This window comes from Pseudomonas sp. GW821-FHT02B10 (assembly GCF_059421865.1).
In genome coordinates, this window is record NZ_JBWKVU010000006.1 from 1 (window position 1) to 14,851 (window position 14,851).

Annotated in this window: 10 protein-coding genes; 5 read left to right on the forward strand and 5 right to left on the reverse strand. The window is 59.7% G+C overall.

From position 1 onward, the window contains the following. Positions 1-354 precede the first annotated feature (354 nt). A complete protein-coding gene (locus tag AC07VU_RS14985) occupies positions 355-1,569 on the forward strand; it encodes a sugar transporter (RefSeq protein WP_274305973.1) in 1,215 nt (404 codons plus the stop codon). 130 nt (positions 1,570-1,699) lie between these two features. Here the strand turns inward: AC07VU_RS14985 and AC07VU_RS14990 are convergent, their stop codons facing one another. Continuing rightward, a complete protein-coding gene (locus AC07VU_RS14990) occupies positions 1,700-5,203 on the reverse strand; it encodes a GLUG motif-containing protein (protein ID WP_495030083.1) in 3,504 nt (1,167 codons plus the stop codon). A 1,076-nt stretch (positions 5,204-6,279) separates the two neighbouring features. On the opposite strand from AC07VU_RS14990, the gene AC07VU_RS14995 reads away from it, so the two are divergent. The 3 genes from AC07VU_RS14995 (at position 6,280) to AC07VU_RS15005 (ending at position 11,269) form a co-directional block, all read left to right on the forward strand. Then, positions 6,280-6,996, forward strand: a complete 717-nt coding sequence (locus tag AC07VU_RS14995) for a fimbrial biogenesis chaperone (protein WP_274305975.1) — start codon at positions 6,280-6,282, stop codon at positions 6,994-6,996. Positions 6,997-7,103: 107 nt separating this feature from the next. Then, on the forward strand, positions 7,104-8,075 hold the full coding sequence (locus AC07VU_RS15000; RefSeq protein WP_274305976.1) for a fimbrial protein: 972 nt from the start codon (positions 7,104-7,106) through the stop codon (positions 8,073-8,075). 317 nt (positions 8,076-8,392) lie between these two features. Further along, positions 8,393-11,269, forward strand: a complete 2,877-nt coding sequence (locus AC07VU_RS15005) for an ATP-binding protein (protein ID WP_495030084.1) — start codon at positions 8,393-8,395, stop codon at positions 11,267-11,269. Positions 11,270-11,347: 78 nt separating this feature from the next. On the opposite strand, the gene AC07VU_RS15010 is transcribed toward AC07VU_RS15005, so the two are convergent. After that, entirely contained in the window at positions 11,348-11,479 is a 132-nt protein-coding gene (locus AC07VU_RS15010; RefSeq protein WP_274305978.1) for a hypothetical protein, read from the reverse strand. A 298-nt stretch (positions 11,480-11,777) separates the two neighbouring features. Here AC07VU_RS15010 and AC07VU_RS15015 point away from each other — a divergent pair, with 298 nt between their 5' ends. After that, complete coding sequence (locus tag AC07VU_RS15015; protein WP_274305979.1) at positions 11,778-12,599, forward strand: alpha/beta hydrolase; 822 nt, start codon at positions 11,778-11,780, stop codon at positions 12,597-12,599. 79 nt (positions 12,600-12,678) lie between these two features. Here AC07VU_RS15015 and AC07VU_RS15020 read toward each other — a convergent pair whose 3' ends face one another. From AC07VU_RS15020 to AC07VU_RS15030, 3 genes are all read right to left on the reverse strand, one after another. After that, positions 12,679-13,317: a LysE family translocator gene (locus AC07VU_RS15020; RefSeq protein WP_009042830.1), complete on the reverse strand. Its 639-nt coding sequence runs from the start codon at positions 13,315-13,317 to the stop codon at positions 12,679-12,681. Between the two features lies 1 nt (position 13,318). Continuing rightward, positions 13,319-14,089, reverse strand: a complete 771-nt coding sequence (locus AC07VU_RS15025; RefSeq protein WP_062823195.1) for a 2OG-Fe(II) oxygenase — start codon at positions 14,087-14,089, stop codon at positions 13,319-13,321. A 101-nt stretch (positions 14,090-14,190) separates the two neighbouring features. Continuing rightward, a complete protein-coding gene (locus tag AC07VU_RS15030; RefSeq protein ID WP_007931638.1) occupies positions 14,191-14,817 on the reverse strand; it encodes an alanyl-tRNA editing protein in 627 nt (208 codons plus the stop codon). Positions 14,818-14,851 lie beyond the last annotated feature (34 nt).

Here is a 14,851-nt window from a genome sequence, read left to right on the forward strand (position 1 = left end):
CGGGAATAGCTCAGTTGGTAGAGCACGACCTTGCCAAGGTCGGGGTCGCGAGTTCGAGTCTCGTTTCCCGCTCCAAACATAGAGCTACAGATTCTCAAAGGTCTGTAGCTCATCGAAAAAGGGTCCCATTCGGGACCCTTTTTTCGTTTCCGTCGGCAGTGGCCGCGTTTCGGTCCGTTGCTCCTCTGTAGTGCGGGATGACGCTGCTTTCCCCTTGTCCTGTACGCTGGCGCAGATCCTGTTCGGCGCCTACATGTTTCTGACCGTGCGCCCTGCCTTTGTGAGTGGGTGTTTGGCACAGGGTTTGCGAAGGTCAGGGCCTGATTGACCATCGATAGAGTGGTGCACCTTTAAATGAGTATCTCCGTGGCGACAACTAAGGGAAATTGGCGGGCGGTCATCGCACTGACGTTGGCGGCCTTTGTGTTCAACACCACGGAGTTCGTCCCCGTCGGGCTATTGAGCTCGATCGGCAGCAGCTTCGACCTGTCGACGGCCCGGGTCGGTCTGATGCTCACTCTCTATGCCTGGATAGTGTCTCTGACTTCGCTACCGGTCATGCTGCTGACGCGCAACGTCGAGCGACGCAAGCTGTTGCTCGTGCTGTTTGGGATGTTTATCGCCAGTCACATCCTGTCGGGGCTGGCCACGAGTTTCGGCATGCTGTTGCTGAGCCGGGTCGGTGTGGCCTTGTCCCATGCGCTGTTCTGGTCCATTACCGCGTCCCTGGCGGTGCGTCTGGCACCGCCGGGAAAACAGGTCCAGGCCCTGGGCTTGCTGGCCACCGGTACTTCCTTGGCAATGGTGCTGGGTATTCCCCTCGGCAGGTTGCTGGGCGAGGCCATGGGCTGGCGGACCACCTTTATCGTGATTGCTGGCCTGGCTACCGCGCTGGTGTTCTGGCTGGCCAGGAGCCTGCCGTTGTTGCCCAGCCAGAACTCGGGTTCCCTCAGAAGCCTGCCGGTGCTGTTCAAGCGGCCTGCGCTGATGGCGCTCTATGTACTGACGGCCCTGGTGGTCACCGCGCAGTTCACGGCCTATAGCTACATCGAGCCTTTCATTAAGGTGGTGGCCGGCTTGAGTGGCGATGTGGTGACCCTCATCCTGCTGCTGTTCGGTGGCGCCGGTATCTTCGGCTCGCTGTTGTTCAGCAGGTTTCACCGCTACAGCCCGCAGCGCTTTCTGCTGGTGACGGTGGCGTCGCTCATTCTGTGCCTGGCATTGCTGTTGCCGTTGAGCGGGGAGGTCTCGTACCTGGGCGGGCTCAGCCTGATCTGGGGGATGGCGATCATGGGCTTCGGGCTGGCGCTGCAGTCCAGGGTCCTGGTGCTCGCTCCGGATGCTACCGATGTGGCAATGGCGCTGTTTTCGGGGATCTACAATATCGGCATCGGCGGCGGCGCACTGCTTGGCAGCTGGGTAGGGGGCCAACTCGGGTTCGCCTATATCGGCTTGGCCGGCGGCTTGCTGGCGACCTTGGCGTTGCTGCTCTACTGCGCATCCATCTACCGCCTGACCCGGTCCAGCGTTCCGGGCGCCGACGGTATTGAGGTCGCGACAGAGAAGTAGGGCTCTGGAGCAAGGCGCCGAGAGGCGCCGGACAAAAAGAGGGGGTAATGATTCGGCTGAATCATTACCCCCTCTTTTCAATCAGACAACAAGCCCTGCCTCCCTATGACGGGGGGCAGAGCTTCAGTTCTCAGAACTGCAGGCCAACCTGCGGCACCTTGGTCGCTTCACCAAAGACGCTGTTGTTGGATGGCTGGTTCGAATTGAAGTCGATGCCGACCAGGCCACCGTAGAACTGTCCGAAGGCGTGAGAACCATCGATCTTGCCGCCTGCCGAGGACAGGTGCACCTTACCGAAGTTCACCCCCACAAGCCCGCCCAAGCGTGCGCCATAACCGCCGCTGACGTTGCTGGTAGTTCTGGAGTTGCTGATCTCTCCTTCATTCTGCCCGGCCAGACCTCCCACGCTGCTTTGAGTGCCGCCTTTGACCGAGCCTTTGACGGAGGAGTTGCCGATCTTGCCCTGTTGCCTGCCAACCAGGCCGCCGACCAGGCTAGTTGTACCACCACTCACCGTGGCGGATACCGTGGCATTGTTGATATCGCTACCTTGGCTATAGCCGACCAGGCCGCCGACCTGGCTATTGGCATCGCCGTTCACCGTGACCAATGCCGAGGAATTGTTGATACGGCTGTCCTGGCCGTGACCGACCAGACCGCCGACCTGGCTATTGTCGCGGCCCTCCACCATAGCGGATGCCGAGGTGTCGGTGATATCGGTATTCTGGCTGTACCCGACCAGGCCGCCGATCCGGCTGCGGTGGTAGCCGGTCACGGTGGTGGATACCGATGAGTTGGCGATATTGTCATTCTGGCTATGGCCGACGAGACCGCCGATACGGGCATCATCGCCGCCTGTAACAGACTGGGAGGTGGAGGAGGCATTAGCGATGGAGGACTTTTCGCTGTAGCCGATCAGCCCGCCGATATTTGCATTGCTATCGCCTTTCACCGTGCCGGCGACCGTTACATTATCGATATGACTGCTCCGGTTGTAGCCAATCAGGCCGCCCACATTGCTACCGTACAGACCGGATACATTGCCTTTGGCCGAGCTGTTGCTGATCAAGCCGTCCTGGTTCGTGCCGATCAGGCCGCCTATATTGGCATTCCTACCGCCTTTCACCGTGCCGGAGGCCGAAGCGTTATCGATGCGGCCGCCCTGGTTGTGACCAACCAGGCCGCCTACATTGCTACTGTATCGGTCGGACACGTTGTTGCTGGCAGAACTGTTGGCAATCGAACCACCCAGGTTCTTGCCCACCAGGCCGCCGATCGCTTCCGTGCCATTGCCGGTTACGTCGCCGCTGGCATGAGAGTTGGCCAGCGAACCCTGGTTGGAGCCAACCAGGCCACCGATCCGACCAGCCCGGCTACCCGAGACATTGGTGCTGGAGCGGGAGTTGCTGATGCTACCATCGCCCGTATTCTCGCCGACCAGGCCGCCGATGTTCAGGTTGGCGCCGGCGAGGTTGATCGTGCCAGCACTGGAGGCGTTGTCGATGACTCCGCGGTTCGAACCCACCAATCCACCTGCGCTTCTGGAATCACCATTCATCTGCCCCCTGAGGCTGACATCGGCATGGCTATTGGTGATTTTTGCCACGCCATCGGGGTTGGTGATGTTTTCACCCACCAAGCCGCCCATTGCAAAGGTGTGCTGGTTGCCGATCACCTGACCGCTGGCCGAGGAGTTGGCGATGTCGCCGGCCAGGTTGAGCGCTACCAGGCCACCCAGCGAGTTGAGGTGAGAGGCTCCGGTCACCCGTACATCCTTGGCCTTGACGTTGCGGATGCTACCCATATTCACCGCGGCAAGCGTGCCGACCTGGGTGTTGTAGTGGGTGGAAGAGGCGCCGCTGGCTGAAATGTGTTCGAGGTTCAGGTTGCTGATCTGCCCCAGGTTGGTACCGAACAGCCCGACAAAGGCGGTGTTGCCATAGATCGACAGGTCGCTGATGGTATTGCCCAGGCCATCGAGCTTGCCGGTGAAGGAGCGGCCTTCGCCAAGCGTTTTGAAGCTGCCTTGGCCGGTGATCTGGTTACCCAGTACATAGCGGCCATTCATGTTGTTTTCGATATCGCGCAACTGTTGCAGGTTCTGCACCACTTGGTAGGACTCGCCGTTGGCGCTGAAGCGGGTATCCGCACCGGAGAGGGTGACGCTCTTGTCATCCTTGAGGCCGTGGCCGTTTTTGGAATTCAGCTCCAGGCTCGCTCCCGTTCCGGTTAGAGCGACATTGTCATTCAGGCGGATGCCGCCCTGCGCGGCATTCAGGGCCAGGGCTGCGCCGGCACCGGTGGCGCTCAATGCCGCATTCACCTGGACGTCGCCGCGTTCGGCGGTCAGGCCGAGCTTGTTGCCGCTGTTCCAGGACACCGCCTTGTTGACCGACAGGTTGCCCTTGCTGCTCAGTTCAACGTTGGTCCGGGCCAGGTTCTGGGCCAGGGTATCGGCGTGCAGGGTAGGGGCAGCGCCGGTGGTGCCGCCCGTTCCGTTGTTGCCGTTGATACCGCCGTCAATGACCAATCCACGCGTGGACGGATTCTCTGTCTTGGAAGCGCTCACCTCGGCCGCGCTGATCTTCCAGGTACCGGTTGTGCCCTTGTCGGCGTGCGTATCCACTTGCGCAGCCAGTTGCACTTCGACCAGGGCGCCGCGGTTTTCCACCACGCCACCGTTGCCCTGGCCGCCAAGGGCGCTGGCGTCCTGGCGGCCGGCTACCTGGACGATGCCATTGTCGCCACCGTCCAGGACAATCTTGCCGGCCTTGTTCTGCAAGGTCTTGGCCTCGATTACGCCCTGGTTGCTCACCACATTGTTCAGCAGGCTGCTGGCGCTGCTGGCGGTCATCAACACCTGGCCGCCATCGGCCTTGAGCAGGCCACCGTTCTGTACCAGGGCATCTACCGCGGCACCGTTCACCTGCAGGTTGAGCAGGCCGTTGCCGTCGAAGTTGACGCTGAAGTCCTTGCCCGCGCCCAGCGCGACACTGCCCATCTGCGCCTGGATCACCCCGCTGTTGCTGACCTGGGCACCTAGCAACGCGACGCTACCGCCCTCGCTGGCGGTGATCTGGCCGGCGTTGCTCACGGCAGAGCTGGAATTCCCGGCAAAGCGGTAGGTGCCGTCGAGGAAGTCCTTGTCACTGATGTTCTGGGTGGAGGCCACCAGGCCGCCGACGTTGACCTGGGCGGACTTGCCGAAGACCACGCCATTGGGGTTGATCAGGAACACCTTACCGTTGGCATCGATGCGGCCCTGGATATCGCTGCCATTGGTGCCCAATACCCGGTTGAGGGCGATCGAGCTACTGCCGGGTTGGTGGAAGCTGACGCTTTCGTCGCCAGCGACGCTGAACTCGTTCCAGTTGGTGATCAGCTTGTTGCTCTGTTGGTCGACGCTCATGTGTTTGCCGTCGGAGGTGGTATGGATGCTGGCGTCGCCCGCGACTACCGCCGCGCCACCCGGCAGGGCGAAGGCCGGAGCCTGGGCCAGCAGACCCAGCAGCGAGAAGCCGGCGGCGATCACGACCTTGAGGCGGCTGGATTTACCCCGGCGTCGGGTTCCTTCGCTGGCGACGTTCCAGCAACCAGTGGCCTGGTTCCAGATCAGTGCATAGCTTTTGTTCATGATGCTTCCTCTATATGAATACTCTGCTGATCCCCCCAGCAGAACGGGTAAAACGGATACGGGGCGGGCGCCGAGGCGATCACGCAAAGCCGCAGCGCCATTCCCTCCAGTCGGGAGGGCAAGTTGTTTGTCTCAATCCGCGCTTGATTTCATGGGCTTCGAAGCGAGGGAGACTCATGAGCTTTTTTGTCAGATGAGACTTGTTACATAACGTCTAAAAATGGCTATTCGACTGTTTCGAATGACTATCTGATTTCGCGGGAGAGTTGATTGCGAGCCTGTACGCGCCAGCGTTGAGGGCTGGAGTTATTTGCATGTAAATGCCTGGTTTCTCAGAGGGGTGTATTAATTAACAAAAGGAAATAAAATTAAAAACCAGAACTTTCTTAACTGGTATACGGCGCTTTCCTAGTTGAAGTAAGACGGCAAGCTACTGCGCTCGTCATATTGAAGTCCTTGCAGCCTGATGCCCGATGGCGTGGCAGAATCAGAGGCGCGATTCCCTGGGGAAACCGCCGCTTTCTCCGCTTTGGGAGGCATCTAAAAATCAGCGGGTCAGGGCTTTAAGCCTGCCTGGCAGGCCTTCTCGATCGTCGAGCATGGGCGGTTCGGGCTGCGGTGCTTTTGTCCTGTGAGAGGGGTTTCTAAGTTAAAATCAGGATGTAAACAGACAGGGTTGATACTTCATGCATGTCGGGAAATATCAGGTCCATGACGGCATGACATTTCGAATGTCAGGGGGTAATGGAAATATCCTCAGCCTGGAGCTTCTGGAACGAAAAGACTTGTTTTTAGAAAGCACTGATACGCAGGCAGATATCTAGCGATATGGACTCTGAGGGCGATTGCTTCTTCTGTTCGCTCTTTTCTGCTTTCGCAGATGAGTGAGCACGTTGTTCCTTTTAGGAATTGTCCTACTGCTTGCGACGCCTATCTACTGTAGTTTTCCTGCCTCCTGACTTTCTCGAACGTCACGAATGCCCGCACGGTTCGCCTTGTCGAGTCCATCGCTGTTTTTGCATGGCGCGTAACAACGGGGTTCTGTCCTTCGACACATATCGAGGTAGAGAATTACCGTGAAGACTCCAGCCATCGCCGGATTGATTCTGGCCAGTTTCGCCCTGTTTTTTCCTGCTTTCTCCCAGGCCGGCATCAACCTGGAAAACACCCGTGTGGTGCTTGCGGCGCCGAGCAAGGAAGCGTCCCTGGTGATCAAGAACAGCGCGGCCGAGGACCTGATGTTCCAGGCCTGGGTCGAGTCGGCCGACAAAAGCGAGGATGTGCCTTTCGCCATCACCCCGGTACTCAAGCGCCTGGCTGGCGAACAGCAGCAGGTGTTGCGCATCCTGTACAGCGGCAAAGGCCTGCCGACCGACAAGGAGTCGGTGTACTGGCTGAACGTGCGGGAGGTTCCGCAAAAGTCCCGGGAGGAAAATACCCTGCAAATCGCCGTGCAGCAGCGCCTCAAGCTGTTCTACCGGCCGGCCGGGCTACCGGGCAAGGTCACGGAGGCCCCGCAACAGCTGAAGTGGCGCCTGCTTGCCAAAGACGGCAAGCCCTATCTGGAAGTGACCAACCCGTCGGCTTTCCACCTGTCTTTTGCCGCGATCACGCTGCGGATGGGAAACAAGAGTTTCACCGCGCCGATCGATATGATCGCGCCGGCCACGACTTCCCGGGTCGAGATGGCGGAGCTGCCGAACGGCGTCCAGGCTAACGACCTCAAGGTTGAATTCGAAGTCATCGGCGATTTCGGTGGAGTCCTCGAATACGACGGCGCCATTTCCGGCTAAGGCCTGGCGTCATCTGGTGGCGACGAGAGAGTTTTCGCTACTTTTCTTTAGCCATTATTGACTTGTACCTGGGCTCTAAATGGGGCTTGGGAGAGGAGGCTGTATATATGCGCAACCTGATACTTACCTTGTTGTTCTTATCCGTTCTGTCTGCTCAGGATGCATTTGCGGCTTGCAACTGGATGGGTACTCCACCGCAGCTTACAAAGGATATTACTCTTCCCTCCAAAACGATCATCAAGGCAGCCGCCATTGGGCAGGAGCTTGCCAAGCATAGATTGACCCTCTGGCCTTATCAGAGCGTCCAATGCTCTGGGCCAGGTAATGTTGTCTCTATTGTGGCGGACACTGCGTTGTTGCCTTCGGCGCTGCCAAATGTTTATGAAACAGGTATCGAGGGCGTCGGGGTCAAGTTCTGTCTGACACTGGGTACAGGTACCACAACTTTCTGTGTCCCATATTCCTTTCAGGTCGTGCTGAATGGAATGCCGGTTGTGCCCGACTTAATGGATGTTGTGTTCGTTCGTACCGGTCGTGGCGTAGCATCGGGAAATGCCTCTATGAAGTTCAACGTGACATGGGCAGTCGGTGGTTTATCAGTTGTGGTCAGATCACAAGGTGCTACCGAACTGGTCAACGATATATTTTTCGCTGGATGCGAATCAGTAGGAGCGGCGGTCAATGTCCCCATGGGCAAGCAGACTATCGACAACCTCAAGAAGGGAAGCGTCAAAGAGGTGCCATTCAACTTCGATGTCCGCTGCGAAGGCTTGAAACCTGACACGAAAGTTCCGGTAAAAGTCTACTTCGAAGGCAATTCTCAGGCCGACGGCCTGCTCAAACTTGCCCAGCTAGGTCAGGCGGGGGTCGCATCGGGGGTGGGCATTTCCCTGGTCAACGACAAGGGCGTCAAGTTGCCATTCGCTATCTCCAGGTCCATCGCCCTCGATTGGAACCGGGAGATCGCGGAAGGCTCCATTTACCGGTTCTCCGGCAGTGCCAAATACGTTCCGACAGGTGGCGAGATAAAACCGGGCAAGGGCGATGCGACCATGAGCTTCGTTCTTAACTACAACTGATCGTTGTTGGCGGTGGGTAGCAATCCTTTTGCTCGCCGACCTGATCCCGGCCTCGGCCGGATCGCTGTCGCCAGCCCTCGGTTATCCGGCTTTTCCGAGCGCACCAGAGAGTAAATAGAAGGGCGCGCGCGCGAGGCTCCCACCGCTCGATTTCACAACCGCCGGCGCCCGGCTAGAATACCGACGGATCACTCTTGATCCATCCCCCATTGCCACAGATCAAAGCGGCACTCTCCATAAGAGGGTGACGCTATTGCTCGTGGGACAACAGCCCATTTGCGCAGGTTGCCGGGGTTCGATTCACAGGAAGGTATTCCATGATTCCAGCGTGTTGTCGGATGGTCGCTCTCTGCCTGTTACTTGTTCTATCACCCGTTCTGGCCGCACAGGAGCCTGACATCTCCCTCGTCGCAAGGGTGGCAGTGACCAGCCGGCCATGGCTGAGTGAAGTAGATCGACAGTGGCTGGCAAGCAGAGGTCCACTCACGATCGGGGTGGCACTGCCCGACTATCCGCCGCTGGGCATGCTCGATGTCAATCGTTTCCAGGGCGTCACCGCGGATTACCTCGCCTTGTTGTTCGAGATCCCTCCCAAGGTCCGTCGATTCCCTTCCCGGCAGGCGGCGCTGACCGCGCTGCACAATGGTGAGATTGACCTGGTCGGCGGTGGCTCCGCGATGGATGCCGAGGATAACGGTCTGCTACTGACCCAGGCCTATGAACCGAACCAAGCCGTGCTGGTGACAACCGAACGCCACCCTTTCGACCCACAGGCAACTGGCACTCGGCTGGGGGTGTTTGCCGGCTATCGTGTCGAGGAAAAGGTCTCCGCCGTTTATCCGAACAGCCAGATCCTGCCATTCGCTTCGCCGCTGCGCGCGCTCGAGGCGTTGAGCCTGGGAGAGGTCGATGGGGTGATCGATGATGCGGTGTCCGCCCACTATCTGATCAACATCAACTACCTGCTGGACCTGCACATTGAAAACTTCGCACCAGTGGAAAGCCGTGCTTTCGGCTTCCTGGTGCGCGCCTCCGATACTCGCCTGCATGCCGTGATCGAACGAGCCCTGCCGTCCATTCGCTCGCGCCATAGCGAAAGTATTCTGCGCAATTGGAGTGCGGGGAGCAGCCTGCGCCTGACTCAGCAGCGCGTGACGCTGACCCCCGCCGAAAATCGTTGGCTGGACGCCCATCCGGAAGTCCCGGTGACTGTCCATGACTCTCTCGGCGCCTTGGGACAATTGGACAACAGTGGGCAGGTGCGGGGTATCGGCCCCGACTATCTCAAGTTGCTCAGCCAGCGCAGCGGCCTGACGTTCCGCCCTGTCCGCGCGCAGAATTATGCCGAGATGAACGCGCAGATAACCGAGGGCAAGACCCTGATGACCTCGGTTACGTCTGCCGACACCGACACCGAGGCCTATATGGATATCCTTCTTCCTTATCTGAGGAGCTCGGTGGTACTGATGGCCGGACCCAAGGCAGCCCGTACCCAGGGCAGTCCTTTCCATAGCCTGAATGACCTGCAAGGCAAGCGCCTGGCCAGCGTCCCGGGTTATTTCGTTAACCAGATCATCCAGCAGAACTATCCGGATATCCGCTTACAGATCTATCCCAACTTTCTGGAGGCGATGCGCAGTGTCGACGACGGGCGTAGCGACGCGTTCATCGGTAGTGATTACGCCGGTCGTTTCCTGTCCGCCCAGCGTTTCAACAACCGCTTGCGCGTAATCGGCATTCTCGACGAATTCTCCCGACCGGTCAGCCTTGGGGTGCTGAAGGGGCAGGAAGAACTGCGCAGCATCCTGGAGAAGGCTCAGGTGGCGATCACCCCGGAGGAAGTGGCGGACATCGTGGAACAGTGGGAGCCGCGTATTTCCACCTTGGGCAGCCATTTCTGGCGGGATCATCGCAGTAATATCCTCCGGCTTGGCGGTGTCTTCGGCTTGCTGGTCCTGTTGTCGCTGATCTGGGGTTTCTACCTGACCCGACAGGTGCGCAAGACCCGCCAGGCCGAAGGCGAGCTGGCGCTGGCGCGGGAGAAGGCCGAAGCGGCCAACGAGGCCAAGAGCATCTTTTTGTCCACCATGAGCCATGAGATCCGTACTCCGCTGAACGCCATTATCGGCCTGCAGGAAGTGGTGCAGCAGAAGGCCGAACGGGGCGAGCTGGACCTGGCGTCGCTGGCCGTCGCGCAGGAGGCGGCACAGGGGCTGCTGCTGTTGCTCGGCAATGTGCTCGACCTGAACCGGATCGAGTCGGGGATGATCGACTCTGCGCCGGAGGCGGTGCAGCTCAAGGCCCAGATCGAAGCGATCGAGCCCCTGGTGGTCGGCATGGCGCGACAAAAGCAGCTGGCGTTCGAGATGCGGTTCACCGGCGACATGGAGCAATGGGTGCTGATCGACCCGCTGCATTTGAAACAGGTGCTGTTCAACCTGCTGAGCAATGCCATCAAGTTCACCGAGCGCGGCCGGGTGACGCTGCATGCCTCGGGCAGCCGGGAGGCAGAACATCTGCACCTGTTGCTGGAGGTCATCGACAGCGGGATCGGCATCTCGGAGCAGGACCAGGCCAGATTGTTCCAGCCATTCTCCCAGGTCAGTTCGGCTCAGGCCGGGCAAACCTTTGGCAGTGGGCTGGGGCTGAATATCACCCGGCGGCTGGTCGAACTCATGGGCGGCACTATCGTCCTGAGCAGCGAACCGGATATAGGCTCCTGCTTCAGCGTGACCCTGCAACTGCCCCTGGCCGAGGCGCCTGCCGAAGCCGTGGCAGAAGTAGCGCAGGCGAGCATGGAGCCGCTTTCGCTGAATATCCTCGTTGCTGAGGACAATGCGTTCAGCCGGCTGACGCTGGAAGAGCAATTGCTGGTTCTGGGGCATCGCGTGACGCTGGTCGAGGATGGGCAGGCGGCGTGGGAAGCCTGGTTGGCCGCCGAGTACGATGTGTTGATCACCGACAGCCAGATGCCACGCCTGGGCGGCTATGACTTGACCGTGCGCATCCGCCAGATGGAGCGTGAGGACGGTCGCCGGCGCTGCTGGATCCTGGGGGCGACCGCCAGTGCCGAGGACGCGGAAATCCAGCGCTGCCTGGCCGCCGGGATGGATGAGGTGGTGTTCAAGCCTCTGACCCAGCAGGTGCTGAGGCAGGCCCTGGAGAATACTCAACGAGCCCCTGCGCGGGCTTGAGCGCGACGAACCGGTCACCAGGACAGTATTGGGGCCGGACGCACTCAGCGCCAGCTTTTGCACTCGTCGCCAGGGGGGCTAGAAAAGCACCGATGCTGCTCCAGATAGCGTGATGCGTCCTTCATACACCGTCATACCTGCCTTGAAGCCTGCTGCCTCCAGCATCGCGCTGGCCTGCATAGCCCCCGCTTGAATATCTTCGCGCTTCACTTTGATATGCCATTGCGCCGTTCGCCCAGGGCGGCCATGGCAGGATAAATCTTAGAGAAATTTAAGATTCGGCTGATTTACGTCTGACCTGGGCTCCACTCATTCTTTAGCGCATTCGAGCCGCGTTCCGCACACCACCCTGCCTACAGTCCCCAACCACGCGTGGCACTCCTCTCACAGAGAGCAGCCGTGGACAGCGAAGCCGCTCTCCTGAAACCTGCCGGATGACGGACACGTCCGCACGAACCGCAGGCCGCTGACCAAGCCCTTTTAAACATTCCTTCCATCGGAGATGACCATGACCATTCTCTATCGCGACATGAATCAAGCCCAGCTCGACGCGGCGTATAACAACACCGAGGCAGTGCCGGATTTCCCCGGTATCTACGCAGCCCTGCAGGCGCGTAGCGCCAGTTTCTACGCCTCTGTGGCCGGCCGGCTTAATCTGCCTTACGGCACCGGTTCCAGGCAGCGTTATGACTGGTTGCCCTGTGGAAAAGCTGACGCTCCGACGTTCATCTTCATCCATGGCGGGTATTGGCAGAATTGCAGCAAGGAAGATTTCGCCTTCATCGCCGCCGGTCCCCTGGCTGCGGGGTTCAACGTCGTCCTGGCCGAATATACGCTCGCACCGCAAGCCTCGATGACACAGATCGTCAGCGAGATTGGCAGCCTGCTCGAGCATCTCCAGGCCGACGTTGATCACCTGGGTATTGCGGGGCACAAGGTGGTCCTGAGCGGGCACTCGGCTGGAGGCCACCTGGCGATCCAGTTCCGTTCGCACCCATGGGTGACCGATGTCCTGGCGATCAGCGCACTGGTCGACCTGGAACCCATAAGCCTGTCGTGGCTCAACCAGAAACTGAGTCTCTCGGAAGCGGAGATCAACACCTATAGCCCGCTGCACCATATCGACAAGGGCGCCCATACATGGGTGGCGGTAGGTGCCGACGAACTGTCGGAACTGGTCCGCCAGTCTGATGAATACGCCCAGCAAGCGTTGGCCCGAGGAGAGTCTGTGCAGCTGATTCACGTGCCGGGCTGCACGCACTTTTCAGTACTGGACGAAATGGCAAAACCGCAGGGAGTCTTGCTTCAGGCTTTGTCATCCGCCAGCTGATCGTGGATCGGAACTGAGCAAGCCTGTGTCGAGCCGCCAGTTGCTGGCGGCTCGCTTGAGCAGGACGTTGGGGTGCGACTTACATCGACAGGATCAGGCGCCCGGCGAACAGAATCAGAATCACTCCCATGGTTCGCTCGAACCAGTGGCCCATGCGCATGAACAGCAAGCGCACCCTCGGGCTGGAAAAGAACAGCGCGACGATCACGAACCACAGCGCGTTCACACAACACATCCATACACCGTAGAGCGCCTGCACCTTGAGGGGCGTGGTGGCGCTGATCACCGTGGTGAAAATCGCCAGGAAGAACAGCGTGGCCTTGGGGTTGGTGGCGTTGGTCAGGAAACCGGTCATGAAGGCCTTGGGCAAGGTCTGCCGCTGCACCTGATCGTTGTTCGTGTCGCTGCCCTCGATCGATGTCTTGGGTTTGCTGCGCAACAGGCTAACGCCGAGATAAAGGATGTAGGCGCCGCCCACCACCTTGGCCACGTTCAGCAGCCATGGCGTGGTGTGCATCAGTGCTCCGACCCCCAGCAGGGTGTACAGCACATGCACGGAAATTCCCGCGCCGATACCGATGGCCGTGCACAGCCCGACCACCCGGCCAAAGCGCACGCTCTGGCGGATGGTCACGGCAAAGTCAGGCCCGGGAGCCACCACGGCGAGAAAGTGGATGGTCGCCAGGGCCAGGAATTCGCCTAGATAGTTGGAAAGCATTTCAACTCCAGAAGGTCAGGGGGGACGAGCTGCCGCGATAGCCGACAAAAAAGGAAAGGCTCAGGCGCGGGTTGGCCACCCCCGGGGTGACTGCGTGCATGCGCCTTGAGTTGAACATGATGAAATCCCCAGGCTCCGGGCGGATCTCCAGCGAGGGTGTGCCGAGCAGGGCGGGATCGATGCCGTAGCTGTCGCCGCGCATGTCGTCGAACTGGTCCGGGGAAATATCGTGATTCCACATCTGCAGGGCGCCACCCGCGTCGGGCATGTTCAGGTAGAGGTTGCAGGCGAACTGCGCCTCCAGGCTGTGGGCCTGGAAGCTGTCGGGGGCGTCCTTGGCGAAAATGTCGTGATGGGCAAGGAAGCACACCCCGGGTTTCACCACCCGCGACAGGCCAACGTACATCTTGCGCCCGTACAGGTTTTCCAGGTGGGCGCCGGCCGGCCAGGACTCGTCGAGCATGCAGCGCAGGGTGTCGACGGGAGACGCGTAGGGCGCGCAACGCGTGCGCAGTTCGGCGATGTTGGCGGTGGCGCGTTCGAAATAGTCTTCGATCAACAGCGGCTGGTTTTCCGCCTCATAAAACGCCATACCGATCCGCCCGATGCTGGGGGCATTGATGTAGCCCTCGAAGCCGGGAGCGAGAATCTTGTCACCCAGCTGGATCGCCTGGGTGTGCGGCAGGAAATTCTTGATGCGCAGGGCGAGCACTTGTTCCTGGGCCAGTTTCTTTATGCACGTCTCATCGAGACGCTCGACGTCAAGCATCATCTGCAGATCCCTCTATCCGATAATCGTCGAACCCGCGCACGCGGGTTTCCCCTGTGTCAGGCGATGCGTCGCGTGATGTGCAAGGCGACACCGCCGATGAATCAGTCCACGTGGTAGTGAACCGAAAGCATTCCTTTTTTCTGCGAGAGGGAGGCGATAGTGACGTTGCCCAATTCCTTCAGGCGCTTCACGTGGGTCCCTCCGCAGCCATAGGCGGGAAGCTCGCCGAAACCGATTTCCCGCGAGCCTTCACGCAGCGAGACCAGGCGCGGCAGGTCGGCGGCAATCCAGTGATCGATGCCACTCTGCAGGCTGTCGACGTCGAGTTCCTGCGGGCTGTCCCCGGGCTTGAAGGACACGCGGCCCTCGCCAGGCCAGTGATGAGCCTTGACCGGGACCCAGCCGCGAGTTTCGCCGAAGTGGCCGATCAGGTGCCCGGCCGAGTGCATGCGGGTATTGAACTGGCGGCGCTGTTCATCGACCTGGACCTGGACCATGCCCGGTTGCACTGGCTGGCTGACGTAATGAATGATTCGCTCGGGTTCCTGGACCACGCGCAACACCTGGCTTTCGCCGATCCAGCCGGTGTCGCAGGGTTGGCCGCCGCCTTGGGGATGAAAGATCGTGGCACGCAGGATCACCGCGAATTCGTTGTCCTGCGGGGTGCATTCGAGCACTTCAACGTTGGCCTTGAGTTCATCATTATGAAAAAAGAGGCGAAGCGTCATATTCCGTGCCCTTATTAAAATACCTTTTTTAATT